The organism is Sphingobium sp. V4, from assembly GCF_029590555.1.
GTDB lineage: Bacteria > Pseudomonadota > Alphaproteobacteria > Sphingomonadales > Sphingomonadaceae > Sphingobium.
Genome location: NZ_CP081001.1, coordinates 2,881,772 through 2,899,753, shown reverse-complemented (window position 1 = coordinate 2,899,753; position 17,982 = coordinate 2,881,772). Strand labels below are relative to the sequence as shown.

Below are 17,982 nucleotides of genomic sequence, written 5' to 3'. Positions count from 1 at the left end.
ATCCGAACCAGCCGAGCCGCGCCCAGCCAGTCAATCATGCGCGTCTGCTCGGGGAATATGAAGCCCGGCCCCATAGGCCGCCTGCACCCGAAGGTCAACAGCCGCAGGGCCGGGCAGAATGGGTCAGCCCCGCGGCTCGACCCAGCCGATGGTCCCGTCATGGCGGCGATAGACCATGTTGTAGGCGGCCGTTCCGGCATTGAGGAACAGCAAGGCGTTGGTGTTGCGCAGGTCGAGCATCATCACGGCGTCCGACACGCTTGCTTCGGGAATGTCGACCCGCGTCTCGGCCACGATCAGCGGGGCGTCCGCCGGCTCCTCTTCTTCCGCCGCGGTGGCGAAAATGGTGTAGCCCGCGCCGTCGATATCATCGACGCTGTAGCCATTGGCGCGCTGCGCCTCCGCCGCGGCCGCCTGGACACTGCGATCCTTCAGGCGGCGCATATAGCGGCGCAACTGCTTCTCGATCCGGTCCGAAGCCTGGTCGAAGGCGGGATGCGCTTCCTGGGCCTCGCCCGCGCCCTTGAGGATCAGGCCGGTCATCACATGGCACACGATATCACAATGAAATGCGCCATGCGGAGCCTTGCGAAAGGTCACCTGGGCGGAAATCGTGCGGGAGAAATATTTCTCGGCCATCGCCTCCAGCCGGTCCCTGACATGCTGCTTGAGCGCGTCGCCCGTGTCGACCTGATGCCCGGAAACACGAATATCCATATGCCTTCTCCTTGTTCTTGCCGGGTCGCCGGAAAGGCGGCCCGGTTAGCGGGGAGGCAGGAAGGCCGGCAGCCTGGCCGTCGGCCTATGCCTCCTGCAACCAGAGCGGCTCCTTCAGCGTCGCGACGAACGCTGCGTGCCGTTCCAGCTCCTGCGCGCTGGCCGCGAAGACCCGCGCGGGACGAACAGGGCGAACCACGGTGGTTTCCGTCAGTTCCACCCTGATGATCTGTTTCGCTTCCTCCTGTGCAAGACCAAGGCCGATCTGACGGCCCCCGGTCAGTTCGATGTAGAGTTGCGCCAGCAGTTCGGCGTCGAGAAGGGCGCCATGCTTTACCCGGTGGCTGCGGTCGATGCCGTAGCGGGTGCAGAGCGCGTCGAGGCTATGCTTGGCGCCGGGATGTAGTTGCCGCGCGATCGCGACGGTGTCGATCATCCGATCCAGCCCGACTTCGGAATGGCCGCACAGCCTGAGTTCGTGATTGAGGAATCCGAAGTCGAAACGCGCATTGTGCGCAACCAGCGGGCTATCCTCGATGAAGTCGAGCAGTTCCCGCGCGCCCAGCCCGAACAGCGGCTTGTCGCGCAAAAACTCGCTCGACAGCCCATGCACCGCGAAGGCGGCGGCGGGCATGTCCCGTTCCGGATTATAATAAGCGTGGAAGGTCCGGCCACTCGGCACGCGGTTGATGAGTTCGATACAGCCGATTTCGACCAGTCGGTCGCCGGATGCGGGATCGAATCCCGTCGTTTCGGTATCGAAAATGACCTCGCGCATCGCCCTCTTCATTCGACTCTGTGGGCCAACCCTTATCTGCCTGTCTTCGCGCCAAGGCAAGCGACCAGACGCCTGACCTGTGCACGGGTCGCGGCAAATGTCGTACCCGTATGGATGATATAGTCGGCCCGGCGACGCTTTTCAGCATCGGGTGTTTGCAGATGGACAATCTGGCGGAATTTCGCTGCGGTCATGCCCGGCCGCGCCAGGACCCGCCGGCGCTGCTTCCAGGCCGGCGCGGTCACGACGATCACCCCGGCCAGCCGCTTCTGCCCGCCGGTCTCGAACAGCAGCGGAATGTCGAGAATGACGAACGTGCGCGACCGGTGCCGGCGCAGAAAGGCGCGCCGCGACTGCTGCACCGCCGGATGGACGATCGCCTCCAGCGCCCGGCGGGCGTGGGGATGGCCGAACACCGCCGCGCCCAGCTTCGCCCGGTCGACGCCCTGCGGCCCGGTGGTGCCGGGAAAGCGCGCCTCGATCGCGGGGAGCAGCGCGCCCCCTGGCCCCTGGAGCCGGTGCACCTCGGCATCGGCATCGAAAAGCGGGACGCCCTCGCGCCGGAACATCGCCGCCACCGCCGACTTGCCCATGCCGATCGACCCGGTGAGGCCATAGACCTTCATTCCTCGCCCGAAAGCAGCAGCGCGCGCAATTCCGCGTCCAGTTCGCGCGGCGCTTCGGCGTCGAAGAAGATGTCGAAGGCGAGCGCCGCCTGCCCGATCAGCATTTCCAGCCCGTCGAGCGTCCTGAGGCCGCGCGCCTTCGCCGCCTTGAGCAGGTCCGTCTCCAGGGGCGCATAGACGATGTCATAGACGGTCGCATCATCGGCCAAGGGCGTGAGGTCCAGATGGAGCGGCGGCTGGCCCACCATGCCCAGCGAGGTCGCATTGACCAGCAGGTCGGCGGCGGGCAGTGCATCCTCCATGCCGATCGCCCGCCCCCGCACCCCGGCGCGGTCGAGCAGTGCCTGGCCCCTGGCAGGATCGCGCGCCATGATGCTGATGTCGGGCACGCCCAGGCTGGCAAGCGCGAACAGGATTGCGCGCGCCGCGCCGCCGGACCCGACGATGACGGCGCTCTGACCCTTCCACTTGTCGCGCAGCAGCGGCTGGAGGAACCCGCCCGCGTCAGTATTGGTCCCGATCAGCGGCCCGCCGGCTTCCGATGCGATCGTGTTCATCGCGCCGATCCGTTCGCGCACGCCGCCCGGATCATCGGTATAGTCCATCACCGCAATCTTGTGCGGAATGGTGACGTTGCAGCCGAGCCAGTCGGGATCGGCCCGACGCGCCAGGAAATAGGCGGCCAGCCCCTCAGGCGGCACATGGGTCTTGCGATACTCCGCCTCGATATCCAGCGCCCTGAGCCAGAAATTGTGAATCAGCGGGGATTTGCTGTGTTCGATCGGATCGCCGATCACCTCGGCATAGGGGAGGGGGGCATGGGGCAGCTTGTCGGTCATGCCGCCAAAACGCCGCGCACGCGCAGAAAGTCAAGCAAAGGCAGCAAGGGAAGCCCCTGAATCGCGAACTGGCTGCCCTCGACCTTGCTGAACAGCTGCACCCCCGGTCCCTCGATCCGGTAGCAGCCGACACACCAGCGGCACGCGTCCCATTCGGAATCGAGATAGGACGCGATGAAGGCGTCCGACAGCGGACGGACCGTCATCCGCACCCGTTCGACATGGCGCCAGATCGGCTCGCCATTGAGCGCGATCACCGCCGCGCTGTGGAGATGATGCACCCGGCCCGACAGCAGCCGGAGAATCCGCTCGGCATCGGCCCGGTCGATCGCCTTGTCGATCATCTCGCCGCGATCCTCGCCATCGCCGATGCTCAGCGTCTGGTCGCAACCCAGCACCAGCCCGCCCGGCACCCGACGCGACACCTTGAGCGCCTTCAACTCCGCCAGCGCGTCGGCCAGGGCGCGCGCATCCAGCCCGTCGGCGCGCAGCGCGTCCTTGGCCGCATCCTCGTCCACGCCCGGCGACAGCGCCTCGAACGGCACCTGAGCGGCGGCAAGCAGCGCCCGGCGGCTTGCGCTCTGCGATGCCAGCACGATCATGGATGGGCTCCTTCGCCAAGTTCGCGGTCGTTGAACAGATTGATGATCGCTGCCGCAGCCTCCTCGATCGACCGGCGCGTCATGTCGATCACCGGCCAGCCCTGGTCGGCGAACATGCGCCGGGCGAAGGACAGTTCATCCTGCACCTTGTCGATATCGACATAGGCGGTCTCGGGCGCCTGGTTGAGCGAAAGCAGCCGGTTGCGACGGATCTGCACCAGACGCTCGGGGCTGACGGTCAGGCCCACGACCATCGGATGGCGCAGGTTGAAAAGGCTGCGTGGCGGCGGCGATTCCGGGACGAGCGGGATATTGGCGGTCTTGTAGCCGCGATTGGCCAGATAGATGGAGGTCGGCGTCTTGGACGCGCGCGATACGCCCGCCAGCACGATGTCGGCCTCCTCCCAATTTTCATGCCCCACCCCGTCATCATGGGCGATCGTGAACTGGATCGCTTCGATCCGCGCGAAATAGGCTTCGTCCAATATATGTTTGCGTCCCGGCCGGGTCCGCGTTTCCTGCCCCAATATGTTGGACAGCGCGTCCGCCACGCTGTCGAGCGCGGCGACATGGGGCAGCCCCAGCGCGCGGCACCGCGTTTCCAGCCGGCGGCGCAGCATATGATTGGTCAGCGTGAAGAGGACGAGGCCGGGATTGGCGGCGATTTCCTCCATGATCCGGTCGAGATGCACCTCCGACCGCACCATTGGCCAGAAATGGCGGATTGCCTCGACATTCTCGAACAGGCCGATCGCCGCCTTGGCGATATTCTCCAGCGTTTCGCCGGTAGAGTCGGACAGAAGATGCAGATGAATACGCGCCATGGGCACATCTCTGTGGGGAGGCTGTGGATAAAGCAAGGGATGAATCCGGGGATAAGTTTCCCTCATTTCCCCGTCCCCGCTGCCCGGATTCTTATCCACAACAGCCCAACAGCCCCGAATTTTCATCCACAACCTGTGGATAACGGGGATAGTCACGCTGACTCGTACCGCCTTGCGTGACTCTGCGGAGTCAAGTTGTTGGCAAAAGCGGGCACAGCGCATAAACCCCGCTGCCAACGGACCAACAATCACCACCATCCTTTGAATCTAAATATAAGAGAGAGTCTGATGAGCTTTGACGCCCCGGCGCGCCTCGCCGAAAAACCCCTCCTGGGCGTCCTCCAGGGTGAACGCCCAGCCGTGCCGCCCATGTGGCTGATGCGCCAGGCTGGACGATATCTGCCCGAATATCGCGCCTTGCGGGCGGAGAAAGGCGGATTCCTGGAACTCGTCTATGACAGCGAAGCTGCGGCCGAAGTGACTCTCCAGCCGCTCCGGCGTTTCGGATTCGACGGCGCCATCCTCTTTTCGGACATTTTGATCGTGCCCTATGCCATGGGGCAGGATCTCTGGTTCGAGGCGGGGGAAGGTCCGCGCCTGGCACCGATATTGGCCGAAACCGCGCTGTCGGTGCTGAAGCCGGATTTCAGCCGGTTCGAGGCGGTCTATGAGACGGTAAGACGGGTAAAGGCCGCCCTTGATCCCCATGTCACCTTCCTGGGCTTCGCCGGCAGCCCCTGGACCATCGCCACCTATATGGTCGCGGGGCAGGGCAGCAAGGATCATGGTGCCGCCCGTCGCATGGCCTACAACGAACCAGACAGTTTCGCGGCTTTGATCGACGCGATCATCGACGCCACCGTCGTCTATCTTTCCGGCCAGATTCAGGCAGGCGTGGAAGCCGTGCAACTGTTTGACAGCTGGGCAGGCAGCCTTGCCCCGCTTCAGTTCGAACGCTGGGTGATCGAGCCGAACCGGCGGATCGTCGAGCGACTGAAGGCGCTGCATCCCGATGTTCCGGTCATCGGCTTTCCCAAGGGCGCGGGCGCCAAGCTGGCCGACTATGCCGCGCGCACCGGGGTCGATGCGATAGGCGTGGACGAGACGATCGATCCGCATTGGGCCAACCGGGCGCTGCCGCAGGGAATGCCGGTGCAGGGCAATCTCGATCCGCTGGCGCTGATCGCCGGTGGCCGCGCGGTTGAGGAAGCGGTCGACACTATCCGCGCCGCCTTCGCCGACCGCCCGCATATCTTCAATCTGGGCCATGGCATATTGCCCGACACGCCCCTATCGCATGTCGAGGCGCTGATCCGCCATGTGCGGCAACGGGGAGTTCGCGACTGATGGCCTATCTTGGTGCCGCCTATCTCTGGGTGAAGGCTGCCCATGTCATCTTCGTCATCTTCCTGATGGCGGGGCTGTTCATGATGCCGCGTTTCTTCGTCTATCATCAGGAAACCCTGCCCGGATCACCCGAGGACAAGAGGTGGATCGAGCGCGAGGGACGGCTGCTCAAGATCATCCTCAATCCCTCGCTGATCCTCGTCTGGCTGTTCGGGCTGATGCTGATGGTCGAGATCGGCGCCTGGCATTTCGGCTGGTTCCACCTGAAGCTGCTCTTCGTGCTGGGGCTGTCCGGCTATCATGGCTGGATCGCCGGCTATGTGAAGAAGCTCGCAAGGGGACAGCGCCCACTGACCGACCGGCAACTGCGGATGCTGAACGAGATTCCCGGCATCGCCGCCGCCGTCATCGTCATCGCCGTGATCGTGAAGCCCTTTTAGGCGCTGCCGTTCGAACAGGCGGCATCAGGCAGGGTCGATCGCAATATTGTCGATCAGCCGGGTGGTGCCCAGCTTGGCCGCACCGAGCAGCCGCGCCGGACGGTCGAGCGCATGGATCGGCGCCAGTGTAGCCGCATCGCACAGCGTCACATAATCGATCGGATCAAAGCCGTGTGCCGCCAGCGAGGCGATCGCCTTCGCCAGTGCCGCATCGACCGGCTCGCCCTTCTCGATCTGCCGCTTCGCCTCGCCAAGTGCGCGGGGCAGGGCGAGCGCCGCCTTGCGCTCTTCGTCGGTCAGATAGGCGTTGCGGGAAGAGAGGGCGAGGCCGTCCTCGGCCCGCTGGGTCGGCATCCCGACGATCTCCACGGCCATGTCCAGGTCCGCGACCAGGCGCCGGATCACCGCGAGCTGCTGATAATCCTTCTCGCCGAAGATGGCGATGTCGGGCCGCACCTGGTTGAACAGCTTGGCGACGACCGTCGCCACCCCGTCGAAATGGCCCGGCCGGGCCGCGCCGTCCAGACCTTCGCTGATCCCGGACACGCTGATATTGGTCGCGAAACCGGCGGGGTACATCATGTCCACGCCGGGCGCCCAGAGAATGTCGACCCCCGCCGCCGCCAGCATCTGTGCGTCCTTGGCCTCCCGCCGGGGATAGGCGTCCAGATCCTCATGCTCCCCAAACTGTTTCGGGTTGACGAAGATCGACACGACGACATGCCGTCCGCGCCGCCTGGCTTCGTCTACCAGAGCCATGTGCCCGTCATGCAACGCGCCCATGGTGGGCACCAGAACCAGCGGCTTTCCGTCGCTCTTCAGCGTTTCGACGGCGGCGCGGAGGGTGGGCAGGTCACGCAGCGTTTGCACGGAAGTTATGGCTCCGATAAGGGCGACAGGATAGGAATGTCCTGCTAGGCTCGTGCCGGCGCGACCGTCAACAAACATTGCGACAATCAACGGGGTTATCAGGGGCAATGGCGAATCCGCAGCCGCATCTCATCGTTTTCGCCAACGAAAAGGGTGGGACGGGCAAGTCGACCACCGCGGTTCATACCGCCATCGCATTGTCGGCGCTCGGTCATAACGTCGGCATGATCGACCTCGATCCGCGCCAGCGCACCGTCACCCGCTACATGGAAAATCGCCGTGAAACCGCGCGTCGGCGCGAAATCGACCTGCCGACTCCTGCTTTTTCGGTATTCACCGGCGACAGTATCGCCGCGCTGGACGATCAGGTGATCGAACTGGCGCAGGGCAAAGATTTCCTGGTCGTCGACACGCCCGGCCGCGACGATGTCTTCGCCCGGCATCTGGCGCCCCATGCCAACACGCTGGTCACGCCGATGAACGACAGCTTCGTCGATTTCGACCTGATCGGCCAGGTCGACCCGGAAACGTTCCGCGTGCGCCGCCTGTCCTTCTATTCCGAACTCATCTTCGAAACACGCAAGGCGCGGGCGAAGGTCGATGGCGTGTCGATCGACTGGGTGGTGCTGCGCAACCGCGTCCAGCATCATGACGCCCGCAACAAGAAGCGCGTTGGCGATGCATTGATGGAATTGTCCCGCCGCGTCGGCTTCCGCGTCATTCCCGGCCTGTCGGAACGCGTCATCTTTCGCGAACTCTTCCCTTCGGGCCTGACCCTGCTCGACAAGGGCCATCTGGGCGAACTGGGCGTCAGCCATATCGCGGCGCGGCAGGAACTGCGCGAGATGGTGTCGGGGCTGGCCCTGCCCACGCGTGAGGGCGTCGACTCGGTGGACCTGCTCGGCGCCGCCTGATGGGCGTGTTCGCACTGCTGCTCGCCGGGCTTGCCGTCTGGCTGATCTGGACGGGAAGGCTGCAACGCATGACGGCAAAGGATGGCATGGCGCTCGGAGCGGCGCTGGTGGGGGCGGTCTTCGCGGCCAAGGGCAAGCCGGTGATCGGGGCTCCGCTGCTGATCGGCGCGGCGCTTTTCTTCGTCAAGCAGGGGAAAGCCAGAACAGGCGCGCGCAAGCGTCCCATTGCACCGCCCCCGCCGCACAGCGCGGAGGATGTCGCCAGGGCGCGCGCGCTGCTCGGTGTCGCGCCCGATGCGGACGCCAGGACGATCCGCGCCGCCCATCGCCGCCTGATCGCGTCGGTCCATCCCGACAAGGGCGGCACCGAGGCGCTGGCTGCCCAGATCAACGCCGCGCGTGACCTGTTGCTCGAAGAACAGAAGACCCCATGACGCATCGTTTCGACCCGACGCTGCTGCGCGATTATGATCTGCGCGGTACGGTGGGCGAGACGCTCCATGCCGCCGACGCCCGGGCGCTGGGCCGCAGTTTCGGCACGGTCATCGCCCGCGCCGGCGGCAACCGCGTTGCTGTGGGCTATGACGGGCGGCTGAGTTCGCCGATGCTGGAATCCGCGCTGGTCGAAGGGCTGACTGAAAGCGGAATCGACGTCGTCCGCATCGGCCTTGGACCCACGCCGATGCTATATCATGCCGAGGCGACCGGCGATGTCGATGGCGGCATAGAGATAACCGGCAGTCATAATCCCGCCGACCAGAATGGCTTCAAGCTGGTCAAGGACCATGTCCCCTTTTTCGGAGCCGACATCCGGCGACTGGGAGCCATGGCGGCGAGCGGCGACTGGGAGTCGGGCACGGGACGGATCGAAACGGTCGCGGTGACGGACGCCTACGCCGCCCGGCTGGTGCAGGGATTTGACGGCCCGGCCTGCCGCATCGGCTGGGATGCGGGCAATGGCGCCGCAGGTCCGGTGGTGGAGAAGCTCGTGCAACTCCTGCCCGGTGAGCATCATTTGCTCTTCACCGAAGTGGACGGTCATTTTCCCCATCATCATCCCGATCCTTCCGAGGAGCGGAATCTGGCGGACCTGCGCGGGCTTGTCCTGGAGAAGCAGCTTGATTTCGGCGTGGCTTTCGATGGTGACGGCGACCGGATCGGGGTGGTGGACGGGCGGGGCAGGGTGATTGCCGGCGACCAGCTGCTGGGCCTGTTCGCGCAGGATGTCCTGAAGAACCGGCCCGGCGCGACGGTCGTCGCGGATGTGAAGACCAGCCAGCGCATATTCGACGCCATTGCCGGGCTGGGTGGCCAGCCGGACATGTGGAAGGCGGGCCACAGCCACATCAAGTCCAGAATGAAGCAGATTGGCAGCGTGCTCGGCGGCGAAACCACCGGCCATCTCTTCTTCGCTGACGATTATTATGGGTTTGACGACGGCCTTTATGCCGCCGTTCGCCTGATCCGACTGGTGGGGACACTGGGCCAAGGCGTCACGGCGCTGCGCGACGCGATGCCGGAGAGCGCCATCACGCCCGAATTGCGCCTTCCCGTGCCCGAGACGCGCAAGTTCGCGGTGGTGGAAGACGTCCTCGCCCGGCTTCGCATGATGGGTGCCGATGTTTGCGCCATCGATGGGGCACGGGTGCGGACGGCGGACGGCTGGTGGCTGCTGCGGGCGTCGAATACGCAGGCAGAACTGGTGGCGCGGGCGGAGGCGTCCGACGAGGCGGGGCTGGCCCGGTTGCTGGCGCACATCGATTCGCACCTCGCCGATTCGGGTATCGAAAGCCGCGTCACGCCGCGAAAATGACCCGACACGATCATATTCTATTAGCGCTATAATTTTTTGTGATCATCATTCCCTTACGGAATTATGGATTTTTGAGAATGATTGCAGGAAATGCAATCATGCGTGCCCGTTTCGCATTTGCGACAATCCGCGCTGCACTGCACAAGGAACGGGCCTTTCAGGCATCCTCTCCTAAAACTTCACAGCCGCCTTCCGGGCGGCTTTTTTTTTGCCTTTTTTCCGCTGCCGCTTTTCGCTTGCAGCCGTAGCGTCCGCGTCACGCTAACCATGAAAAATGCCCTGAAACCGCGGCAATGCCCGATCTTCAACACTGGAAATTAACGATATTCTTGATAAGCCGCCTGACTCATAAGCCCGGCTTGCGCGTTCGCGCGTCATCGGCCGGCATGAGAATAGCGCAACAAGCAGAGGATTTGCCCATGTCCCTTAGCCGCCGCCTTGGCTGTTTCCTTCTCGTGACCGGGGCCATGACCGCGTCGTCTCCCGCGCTGGCGGGCGGTTTCTATCTGCAGGAGCAATCCCCCATCGAAACCGGACGCGCGCTGTCCGGTGGCGCGGCGGCGGCGGATGATCCCTCGACCATTTATTTCAATCCCGCCGCCATGACCCAGTTGTCGGGCATCCAGACCTCTGTCGGCGGATCGCTGCTGATGGCGTCGGCGCACCAGACCAACCGGGGCAGCTATCGTTCCATTCCCGGATCGACGGTGCGGGTGCCGGTGACCGGCAATGACGGTGGAAACGCGTTCGAGAGCGTGATCCCGGTCCCCAGTTTCTACGCCAGCGCGCAGGTCAGCGATCGGTTGTGGCTGGGCCTGGGCGTGAATGCACCCTTCGGTCTGAAGCTGGAATATGATGACGGCTTCTTCGGTCGCTATGACTCGCTCTATACCGACCTCAAGACCTACAATATCCAGCCTTCCGCGGCGTATAAGCTGACCGACAGCCTGTCGATCGGCGGCGGCGTCGACGTGCAATATGTGAAGGCAGAACTGACCAATGCGCTGCCGCAACTGTCTCCGCTCGCCACCACCGACGGCTTTGCCAGTCTGAAGGGCGACGATTGGTCGGTCGGCTGGAACGCAGGTCTGTTCTATACCAGCGGAGACACCAATGTCGGGGTTCATTATCGCGCCGGCATAACGCATAAGCTGGCCGGCACCCAGAGCATTTCCGGCCTGACCGGGCTGCTCGCCGGGGCGAATGGGGCGTTTGCGGCGACCGCGCCGCTCAGCCTGCCCGATATCGTCACCGTCAGCATGATGCACCGCCTGACGCCCGGCCTGCGGGCGATGATCACCGGCAAATGGTATAACTGGTCCAAGTTCAAGGGGATCGCCGTGACCACCGCGTCGGGCACCACCAACAAGGAACTGGATTACCGGGACAGCTATTCGGTCAGCGTCGGCGGAGAATATGACGTCAGTCCCGCGCTGACCCTGCGGGCCGGAACGATGTTCGATCGGTCGCCGACCAACGCGCAGCATCTCACCACGCGCGTGCCCGATGGCGATCGGGTCTGGTTGAGCGGCGGCGGGACGTGGAACATGTCGGAATCGATGGCGCTGAACCTCAGCTACGCCCACACCTTCGTGGCGAAGGCGAACATCATTCGGCCGGACAGCTATTATCCATCGCCTGCGACCGTGACGGCGACGACCCTGTCCCAGACCAGCGGCAATGCGGACCAGATTGCCGCATCGCTAACCCTGCGCTTCTAACCGGCGCCAAAAATCCCTATAGGGGCTTCGTGAACACGGAGCCCCTATTTCATGTCCGACCATAATCCCGGCCTGCGCCCCTGGCGCGACATCGCGCGGCGGCAGTCGCGCCAGATCATGGTCGGCAATGTCCCGGTGGGCGGCGGCGCGCCGGTCACGGTCCAGACCATGACCAACACGCTGACATCCGACGCGAAGGCGACGATCGACCAGATCCGCCGATGCGAGGAGGCGGGCGTCGACATCATCCGCGTGTCCTGCCCCGATGAGGAATCGACTGCGGCGCTCAGGCAGATCGTCCGCGCATCGCGCGTGCCGATCGTCGCGGACATCCATTTCCACTATAAGCGCGCGCTGGAAGCGGCCGACGCCGGTGCTGCCTGCCTGCGGATCAATCCGGGCAATATCGGCAGCGAAGCACGAGTGAAGGAAGTGGTCGATGCGGCCAAGGCTAATGGCTGCTCGATCCGCATCGGCGTCAACGCAGGCAGCCTTGAGAAGGATCTGCTCGAAAAATATGGCGAGCCGTGCCCCGAGGCGCTGGTCGAAAGCGCGCTCGACCATATCAAGCTGCTGCAGGACCAGGATTTCCACGACTATAAGGTCGCGGTGAAGGCCAGCGACGTGTTCCTCGCCGTCGCTGCCTATATGCAACTTGCCGACGCGGTCGATTGCCCCCTCCACCTGGGCATCACCGAGGCAGGCGGCCTGATTGGCGGCACGGTGAAGAGCGCGATCGGCATCGGCAACCTGCTCTGGGCCGGGATCGGCGACACGATCCGCGTCTCCCTTTCCGCCGAGCCGGAAGAGGAAGTGCGGGTCGGCTATGAGATATTGAAGTCACTCGGCATCCGGACCCGCGGGGTCAAGGTCATCTCCTGTCCGTCCTGCGCGCGCCAGGGATTCGACGTCATCCGCACGGTGCAGGCGCTGGAGGAGAGGCTCCAGCATATCCATACGCCGCTTTCGCTGTCGGTGCTTGGCTGCGTCGTCAATGGTCCCGGCGAAGCGCGGGAAACCGACATCGGCCTGACCGGCGGCGGCAATGGCAAGCATATGGTCTATCTTTCGGGCGTCACCGACCACACGATTCACGACGCCGACATGGTCGATCATATCGTCAGGCTGGTCGAGGCCAAGGCGGCGGAGATCGAGGCCGCAAAGGCCGAAGCCGACATGACCGACGCGGGCAAGGCGCAGGCGGCGGAATAGGCCGGACGGCCGGGACATGAGCGGGACTGGTCGCGGAATCGCGATACCCTTCGCCATATGTTGCATCGGGGTGACGCTCTTCTCCGTCATGGACGCGGCGATGAAGGGACTGAGCCTTTCCATCGGGCTCTACAACGCGCTGTTCTGGCGCGCCGTCAGCGGGACGCTCCTTGGCCTGACGCTCATGCTGCTGACCCGCCAGCGCTGGCCGTCGCGCGCGGTGTTGCGCATCCATCTGCTGCGCGGCGTCGTCGTCGCGCTGATGGCGGCACTCTTCTTCTGGGCGATCATGCGATTGCCTTTGGCCGAAGCCATCGCCCTGTCCTTCATCGCGCCGCTCATCGCGCTCTACCTCGCCGCGCTGCTGCTGAACGAGAAGGTCGGGCGGCAGGCGATCGGCGCGTCCCTGCTCGGGCTGGTCGGCGTGGGCGTGATCCTGTCCGGCCGTCTGCATGGCGATTATGACGCCGATGCGCTGCTCGGCGCCGTCGCGGTCCTGATCTCGGCGGTCCTCTTCGCCTGGAACCTCATCATCCAGCGGCAGCAGGCGCAGGTCGCGTCGCCGATCGAAGTCGCCTTCTTCCAGCATCTCGTGATGCTGGGCGTCTTTGCGATCGGCGCCCCGCTGTTTGCGGTTTTCCCGCCGATCAAGGCTATCCCTCTGGTGCTGCTGGCGGCGGTTCTGGCCTTCACTTCGCTCGCGGCGTTGGCCTGGGCCTACGCCCGTGCGGAGGCGCAGCGGTTGATCCCGGTCGAATATAGCGCCTTCGTCTGGGCCGCGATCATCGGCTGGCTGGTCTTTGGCGAGCGGCTGACGCTGACCACACTGGCGGGCGCCTTGCTGATCGTTGCCGGCTGTCTTATCGCGGCCCGCACGAAGCGGGCGGACGTCCCTGATGGTCGGGGCGCCCATGTGGAAGCGGGAACGGTATGAGCATCATCATTCGGGACGCGGTGGCGGACGACATCGACGTCATCCAGGATTTCATCCGGGCGCTCGCTGACTATGAACGGCTGTCCCATGAGGTGAAGGCCGATCGCGAGACGCTGGCCCGCTATCTGTTCGGCCCGCGCCCGATGGCAGAGGTGCTGATCGCCGAGCATCAGGGTGCGCCGGTCGGCTTCGCCCTCTTCTTCCACAATTTCTCGACCTTCGAGGGCCGGCCCGGACTCTATCTGGAGGATCTGTTCGTCCTGCCGCAGGCGCGGGGACTGGGCGCGGGCAAGGCTTTGCTGGCGCGTCTGGCGCAGCTTGCCATCGAACGCGACTGCGCCCGGCTCGAATGGTCGGTGCTCGATTGGAACGAGCCGGCCATCGCGGTGTACCGCGCGATCGGCGCCCGACCGATGGACGAATGGACGGTACAGCGCCTGGACGGCAACGCCCTGAAGGCGCTGGCCGCGTCCTAGAACGCGCTGCGTTAAATCGGACGCAGGACGCGCGCTCTAGTTGTTTGTTGTCGCATCGTGTTTTGCGCAAAATCGGTGCCCACTTTTGCGCAGGATGCTCTAGTCCTTCAGCCAGTCCTCGGTGCTGACGAACAGCAGGCCGGCGGCGAAGGCGCCGAGCGCGAGGACGACCAGGGCGGGATAATAGGCAGCGATCATGGGATGGACTCCTTTCGCGCCGCTTGTACCGCGCCTGCCACGGCCACTTCGATACGGGTTGTTACGGACCCGTTGAGACGGGCCGAAGGGCCGCAGGCTTGACGCGGACTCACCGCCGGAGGCATTGTGCCGATCCGGAACATTTGGGGGACATGCAGTCATATGGCCGTCGGCCGCACCGTGAAACGCTCGCCGGAATGGCGTGAAATGCTCAAGCGCAGCCTGATCCGCAGCGGGGCGCTGATCGGGGCTTTCGCGCTGATGCTCGCGACGCTGTTCCTGGCGCTGGCGCTGTTGAGCTATACGCCCAGCGACCCGTCGATGAACACGGTCGCGGGCGAGCATGTCGCCAATATCATGCAGGCGCCCGGCGCATGGGTCGCCGATTTCCTCCTGTGGCTGCTGGGCGTGCCGGTGGCGCTGGTTCTGCCCTTGATGGCGATCACCGCGCGCCGCCTCTGGGGCGATCAGGACATGGCGGGATGGAAGGCGCAGTTCGGCAAATGCCTGTTCGGCATCATCCTGATCGGCATCGCGCTGGCCCTGTTCCAGAGCGAGCCGCTGGTCGGGCTGCCCGCCGGTTGGGGGGGCGTCATCGGTCTTGTCATCGCGAAGGGCATTGCCAGCCTGACCGCGCAGGCGCCAGTCGCCGCGCCCTGGATCAGGGGCATCCTGATCGTCATCACGCTGATCGCCGGCCTCTTCACCTGTTACCGCAGCCTGGCGCTGGAGAAGCCGATCATCGCGCTGCGGCGTCCCTCACTCCCCCGGCTCAGCCTGCCGCGCCCCAGCCTGGCCTTTGCCGGCGGCGCGGCGCTGCCTGACGAGGAGGAGGAGGAGGAGGATGACGAGCCGGTGGAACGCGTCATCGCGCCGCGCAAGCAGGTGTCGAACGAGCCCAAGCCGCCCATCACCATCCAGACGCCCAAGCCCGCGCCGGTGCAGCGGTCCATGGCGCCGGTCAGCCAGGACGACCTGTTCGGCAACAGCTCGCTGCCCTCGCCCGACCTGCTCAATCCCATCCCCGCGAGCCAGGGCGGCAAGATCGACAAGGCGGCGCTGGAGCGCAACGCGCGCCTGCTGGAGAGCGTACTCGACGACTTCCATGTGAAGGGCAATATCGTCGAAGTGCGGCCCGGCCCGGTCGTCACCATGTATGAGCTGGAACCGGCGCCGGGCATCAAGGCGAGCCGGGTGATCGCGCTGGCCGACGACATCGCCCGCAACATGTCGGCGCTCTCGGCCCGCGTCGCGACGATTCCCGGCCGCACCGTCATTGGCATCGAATTGCCCAACGCCCATCGCGAGGGCGTATCCTTCCGCGAGCTCATCACGTCGGAGCAGTTCGCGCAGGAAGCGACGCTGCCGATCATCCTGGGCAAGAATATCTCGGGCGAGCCGATCATCGCCGATCTCGCCCCCATGCCCCACCTGCTGATCGCGGGCACCACCGGGTCGGGCAAGTCGGTCGGCCTCAACGCCATGATCCTGTCGCTGCTCTACCGCATGACGCCGGACCAGTTGCGACTGATCATGATCGATCCCAAGATGCTGGAACTGTCGACCTATGACGATATTCCGCATCTCCTCTCGCCGGTCGTCACCGAACCGGCCAAGGCGATCCGTGCGCTGAAATGGGCGGTGGAGCAGATGGAGGACCGCTACCGCATGATGGCGTCGATCTCGGTCCGCAATCTCGCCAATTATAACGAGAAGGTCCGCGCCGCCAAGGCGAAGGGCAAGCCGCTCGGCCGCCGCGTCCAGACCGGCTATGATCCTGAAACCGGCAAGCCCATCTACGAGGAGGAACAGCTCGATTTCCAGCCGCTGCCGCAGATCGTGGTGGTGGTGGACGAGCTGGCCGACCTGATGATGACGGCGGGCAAGGAAGTCGAATTCCTGATCCAGCGGCTGGCGCAGAAGGCCCGTGCGGCGGGCATCCACCTGATCCTCGCGACACAGCGGCCTTCGGTCGACGTTATCACCGGCGTCATCAAGGCGAACCTGCCGACCCGCATCAGCTTCTTCGTCACGTCCAAGATCGACAGCCGCACCATCCTGGGCGAACAGGGCGCCGAGCAGCTGCTTGGCAAGGGCGACATGCTCTACATGCACGGCGGCAAGGGTCTGACCCGCGTCCATGGTCCCTTCGTGTCGGACGACGAGGTGCGCGTGGTCGCCGACCATTGGCGCGCCCAGGGTCAGCCCGACTATATCTCGGCTGTCACCGAGGAGCCGGAGGAGGGCAGTTTCGCGCTCGATGGGGTCGATCTGGGCGACGACAGCCCCGACGCCCAGCTGTTCCGCAAGGCGTGCCAGCTGGTGTTCGAAAACCAGAAGGCGTCGACCAGCTGGCTCCAGCGCCAGTTGCGGGTCGGCTACAACAGCGCCGCGCGGCTGATCGAGCGCATGGAGGAAGAGGGACTGGTTGGTCCACCCAACCATGTCGGCCGCCGCGAGGTGTTGCGCGACGAAAATGGGAATCCGATCTGAACCGGCTGGAAAATCATGACGATTGCACGTCATGCAATCGTGCTTTCGTCCTTCGCATTTGCGGCTATGAACCAGTTGGGACATAGAGAGCAGGCCTTTCAGGCATCCTCTCCTAAAAACTTTCAGGCCGGTCGTTTCGATCGGCCTTTTTTTTCGCGCGGAAAGCGGCTAGGCGTGCCCCTGCTGCTGCCGCGCCGATAACATAATTGGAGCGGTGCCGCCGGACAGACCGGCATGGCGAGGCGGGAGCATGGGGGATGGAGCTTGTCCCGATTTGCAGCGGATGCTCTCCCCCATCGACCCCAAAAGCTTGCAGTTTCGGAACAGCCGGGTTCACAGCGGGTTCAAGCCTCATATCCTAGTCCCATTCTCCCAGAACAACCGGAGTTGAACGTCATGAAGCGCATCATTGCGCCCCTCGCGCTTGCCCTTGCCGCCGCGCCGCTGGTCGTACCGGCGCTGCCCGTCGCGGCGCAGCAGGGTCGATCCGACCTTGGCCAGGTCAACGCCTATATTCGCGCGGTCACGACCTTGACGGCCGATTTCAGCCAGACCGACCGCAACGGCCAGACGCTGACCGGTCAGCTGACCCTGAAGCAGCCGGGCAAGATCCGCTTCCAATATCAGAAGGGCGTGCCGCTGCTGATCGTGGGCGACGGCAAGGCGCTGACGATGATCGATTATGAGGTGCGGCAGGTGCAACGCTGGCCGATCGGCAACTCGCCGCTGGGCGCCCTGCTCGATCCCAGCAAGGATCTGTCGAAGTTCGGCAAGGTCGTGCCTACCGGCGATCCGTCGATCCTGAGCGTGCAGGCGCGCGACGCCAAGCGGCCGGAGTTCGGGACGATCACGATGATCTTCAAGCGGGACGCCGCCAGCCCGGCGGGCTTGCAGCTCTATGGCTGGGTGGCGCTCGATTCGCAGAATAACCGCACGGCGGTGCGCCTCACCAATCAGCGTTACGGTGCGCCCGTCGCCGATTCCGCATTCCGCTGGACCGATCCGCGCCCCCGCGGTCGCTCGGCCGGCGGCTGAACGAGCAAACGACGGGACGGACCGAAAAACTTTGCTGTCCGTTCATCTGCCGCTCATATCCGGGGCGCTAATCAGAAACCCACGGCGAGAGACAAAACCGGGATTTCCCCCCTGTTACCCGGTCCCCAGCTTTCGCCGCGAAG

Annotated in this window: 18 protein-coding genes; 11 read left to right on the top strand and 7 right to left on the bottom strand. The window is 64.7% G+C overall.

Translation table 11 applies throughout. The features are described from left to right. Positions 1–123: 123 nt before the first annotated feature. The 6 genes from hpf to K3M67_RS14390 form a co-directional block, all read right to left on the bottom strand. Complete coding sequence (gene hpf / locus K3M67_RS14415) at positions 124–717, bottom strand: ribosome hibernation-promoting factor, HPF/YfiA family (RefSeq protein WP_066865808.1); 594 nt, start codon at positions 715–717, stop codon at positions 124–126. A gap of 85 nt (positions 718–802) precedes the next feature. Then, complete coding sequence (gene dnaQ, locus K3M67_RS14410; protein WP_285831821.1) at positions 803–1,495, bottom strand: DNA polymerase III subunit epsilon; 693 nt, start codon at positions 1,493–1,495, stop codon at positions 803–805. A 32-nt stretch (positions 1,496–1,527) separates the two neighbouring features. Then, positions 1,528–2,121 carry a dephospho-CoA kinase gene (coaE, locus tag K3M67_RS14405; protein ID WP_066865802.1) on the bottom strand — a complete coding sequence of 198 codons (594 nt, stop codon included), beginning with the start codon at positions 2,119–2,121 and terminating at the stop codon, positions 1,528–1,530. Next, on the bottom strand, positions 2,118–2,960 hold the full coding sequence (aroE, locus tag K3M67_RS14400; protein ID WP_066865799.1) for a shikimate dehydrogenase: 843 nt from the start codon (positions 2,958–2,960) through the stop codon (positions 2,118–2,120). The genes coaE and aroE overlap by 4 nt, the downstream gene beginning before the upstream one ends. After that, positions 2,957–3,562: a Maf family protein gene (locus tag K3M67_RS14395; protein ID WP_066865796.1), complete on the bottom strand. Its 606-nt coding sequence runs from the start codon at positions 3,560–3,562 to the stop codon at positions 2,957–2,959. Before K3M67_RS14395 ends, aroE begins: the two co-directional genes overlap by 4 nt. After that, on the bottom strand, positions 3,559–4,386 hold the full coding sequence (locus tag K3M67_RS14390; protein ID WP_066865794.1) for a pyruvate, water dikinase regulatory protein: 828 nt from the start codon (positions 4,384–4,386) through the stop codon (positions 3,559–3,561). Before K3M67_RS14390 ends, K3M67_RS14395 begins: the two co-directional genes overlap by 4 nt. Positions 4,387–4,674: 288 nt before the next feature. Here K3M67_RS14390 and hemE point away from each other — a divergent pair, with 288 nt between their 5' ends. Together hemE and K3M67_RS14380 are read left to right on the top strand one after the other, a co-directional pair. Continuing rightward, on the top strand, positions 4,675–5,733 hold the full coding sequence (hemE, locus tag K3M67_RS14385) for a uroporphyrinogen decarboxylase (protein ID WP_066865791.1): 1,059 nt from the start codon (positions 4,675–4,677) through the stop codon (positions 5,731–5,733). Next, positions 5,733–6,173, top strand: coding sequence for a CopD family protein (locus K3M67_RS14380; RefSeq protein ID WP_066865787.1), 441 nt, complete (start codon positions 5,733–5,735; stop codon positions 6,171–6,173). The genes hemE and K3M67_RS14380 overlap by 1 nt, the downstream gene beginning before the upstream one ends. 24 nt (positions 6,174–6,197) lie before the next feature. Here K3M67_RS14380 and panC read toward each other — a convergent pair whose 3' ends face one another. Continuing rightward, complete coding sequence (gene panC / locus K3M67_RS14375; protein WP_285831820.1) at positions 6,198–7,043, bottom strand: pantoate--beta-alanine ligase; 846 nt, start codon at positions 7,041–7,043, stop codon at positions 6,198–6,200. Between the two features lie 107 nt (positions 7,044–7,150). Between panC and K3M67_RS14370 the strand changes: the two genes are divergently transcribed. From K3M67_RS14370 to K3M67_RS14330, 9 genes are all read left to right on the top strand, one after another. Next, positions 7,151–7,957, top strand: a complete 807-nt coding sequence (locus K3M67_RS14370; protein WP_285831819.1) for a division plane positioning ATPase MipZ — start codon at positions 7,151–7,153, stop codon at positions 7,955–7,957. Then, positions 7,957–8,391, top strand: a complete 435-nt coding sequence (locus K3M67_RS14365) for a J domain-containing protein (protein WP_285831818.1) — start codon at positions 7,957–7,959, stop codon at positions 8,389–8,391. Before K3M67_RS14370 ends, K3M67_RS14365 begins: the two co-directional genes overlap by 1 nt. After that, positions 8,388–9,770 carry a phosphoglucomutase/phosphomannomutase PgmG gene (gene pgmG / locus K3M67_RS14360; RefSeq protein ID WP_285831817.1) on the top strand — a complete coding sequence of 461 codons (1,383 nt, stop codon included), beginning with the start codon at positions 8,388–8,390 and terminating at the stop codon, positions 9,768–9,770. The genes K3M67_RS14365 and pgmG overlap by 4 nt, the downstream gene beginning before the upstream one ends. Before the next feature lie 419 nt (positions 9,771–10,189). Continuing rightward, positions 10,190–11,491 carry an OmpP1/FadL family transporter gene (locus K3M67_RS14355; RefSeq protein ID WP_066865772.1) on the top strand — a complete coding sequence of 434 codons (1,302 nt, stop codon included), beginning with the start codon at positions 10,190–10,192 and terminating at the stop codon, positions 11,489–11,491. A gap of 51 nt (positions 11,492–11,542) precedes the next feature. Continuing rightward, positions 11,543–12,703, top strand: coding sequence for a flavodoxin-dependent (E)-4-hydroxy-3-methylbut-2-enyl-diphosphate synthase (ispG, locus tag K3M67_RS14350; protein ID WP_285831816.1), 1,161 nt, complete (start codon positions 11,543–11,545; stop codon positions 12,701–12,703). 16 nt (positions 12,704–12,719) lie between these two features. After that, positions 12,720–13,637, top strand: coding sequence for a DMT family transporter (locus K3M67_RS14345; RefSeq protein ID WP_285831815.1), 918 nt, complete (start codon positions 12,720–12,722; stop codon positions 13,635–13,637). Continuing rightward, positions 13,634–14,113 (top strand): GNAT family N-acetyltransferase, encoded by a 480-nt coding sequence (locus K3M67_RS14340; RefSeq protein ID WP_066865765.1) that lies wholly within the window; start codon positions 13,634–13,636, stop codon positions 14,111–14,113. Before K3M67_RS14345 ends, K3M67_RS14340 begins: the two co-directional genes overlap by 4 nt. Before the next feature lie 360 nt (positions 14,114–14,473). After that, on the top strand, positions 14,474–16,804 hold the full coding sequence (locus K3M67_RS14335; protein WP_285831814.1) for an FtsK/SpoIIIE family DNA translocase: 2,331 nt from the start codon (positions 14,474–14,476) through the stop codon (positions 16,802–16,804). Between the two features lie 396 nt (positions 16,805–17,200). After that, entirely contained in the window at positions 17,201–17,839 is a 639-nt protein-coding gene (locus K3M67_RS14330; RefSeq protein WP_066865759.1) for a LolA family protein, read from the top strand. Positions 17,840–17,982 lie beyond the last annotated feature (143 nt).

Bases quoted from the DNA above. Each gene is read 5' to 3' on its own strand.
- hpf (WP_066865808.1), bottom strand. From the start codon at position 717: ATGGATATTCGTGTTTCCGGGCATCAGGTCGACACGGGCGACGCGCTC.
- dnaQ (WP_285831821.1), bottom strand. From the start codon at position 1,495: ATGCGCGAGGTCATTTTCGATACCGAAACGACGGGATTCGATCCCGCA.
- coaE (WP_066865802.1), bottom strand. From the start codon at position 2,121: ATGAAGGTCTATGGCCTCACCGGGTCGATCGGCATGGGCAAGTCGGCG.
- aroE (WP_066865799.1), bottom strand. From the start codon at position 2,960: ATGACCGACAAGCTGCCCCATGCCCCCCTCCCCTATGCCGAGGTGATC.
- K3M67_RS14395 (WP_066865796.1), bottom strand. From the start codon at position 3,562: ATGATCGTGCTGGCATCGCAGAGCGCAAGCCGCCGGGCGCTGCTTGCC.
- K3M67_RS14390 (WP_066865794.1), bottom strand. From the start codon at position 4,386: ATGGCGCGTATTCATCTGCATCTTCTGTCCGACTCTACCGGCGAAACG.
- hemE (WP_066865791.1), top strand. From the start codon at position 4,675: ATGAGCTTTGACGCCCCGGCGCGCCTCGCCGAAAAACCCCTCCTGGGC.
- K3M67_RS14380 (WP_066865787.1), top strand. From the start codon at position 5,733: ATGGCCTATCTTGGTGCCGCCTATCTCTGGGTGAAGGCTGCCCATGTC.
- K3M67_RS14370 (WP_285831819.1), top strand. From the start codon at position 7,151: ATGGCGAATCCGCAGCCGCATCTCATCGTTTTCGCCAACGAAAAGGGT.
- K3M67_RS14365 (WP_285831818.1), top strand. From the start codon at position 7,957: ATGGGCGTGTTCGCACTGCTGCTCGCCGGGCTTGCCGTCTGGCTGATC.
- pgmG (WP_285831817.1), top strand. From the start codon at position 8,388: ATGACGCATCGTTTCGACCCGACGCTGCTGCGCGATTATGATCTGCGC.
- K3M67_RS14355 (WP_066865772.1), top strand. From the start codon at position 10,190: ATGTCCCTTAGCCGCCGCCTTGGCTGTTTCCTTCTCGTGACCGGGGCC.
- ispG (WP_285831816.1), top strand. From the start codon at position 11,543: ATGTCCGACCATAATCCCGGCCTGCGCCCCTGGCGCGACATCGCGCGG.
- K3M67_RS14345 (WP_285831815.1), top strand. From the start codon at position 12,720: ATGAGCGGGACTGGTCGCGGAATCGCGATACCCTTCGCCATATGTTGC.
- K3M67_RS14340 (WP_066865765.1), top strand. From the start codon at position 13,634: ATGAGCATCATCATTCGGGACGCGGTGGCGGACGACATCGACGTCATC.
- K3M67_RS14335 (WP_285831814.1), top strand. From the start codon at position 14,474: ATGGCCGTCGGCCGCACCGTGAAACGCTCGCCGGAATGGCGTGAAATG.
- K3M67_RS14330 (WP_066865759.1), top strand. From the start codon at position 17,201: ATGAAGCGCATCATTGCGCCCCTCGCGCTTGCCCTTGCCGCCGCGCCG.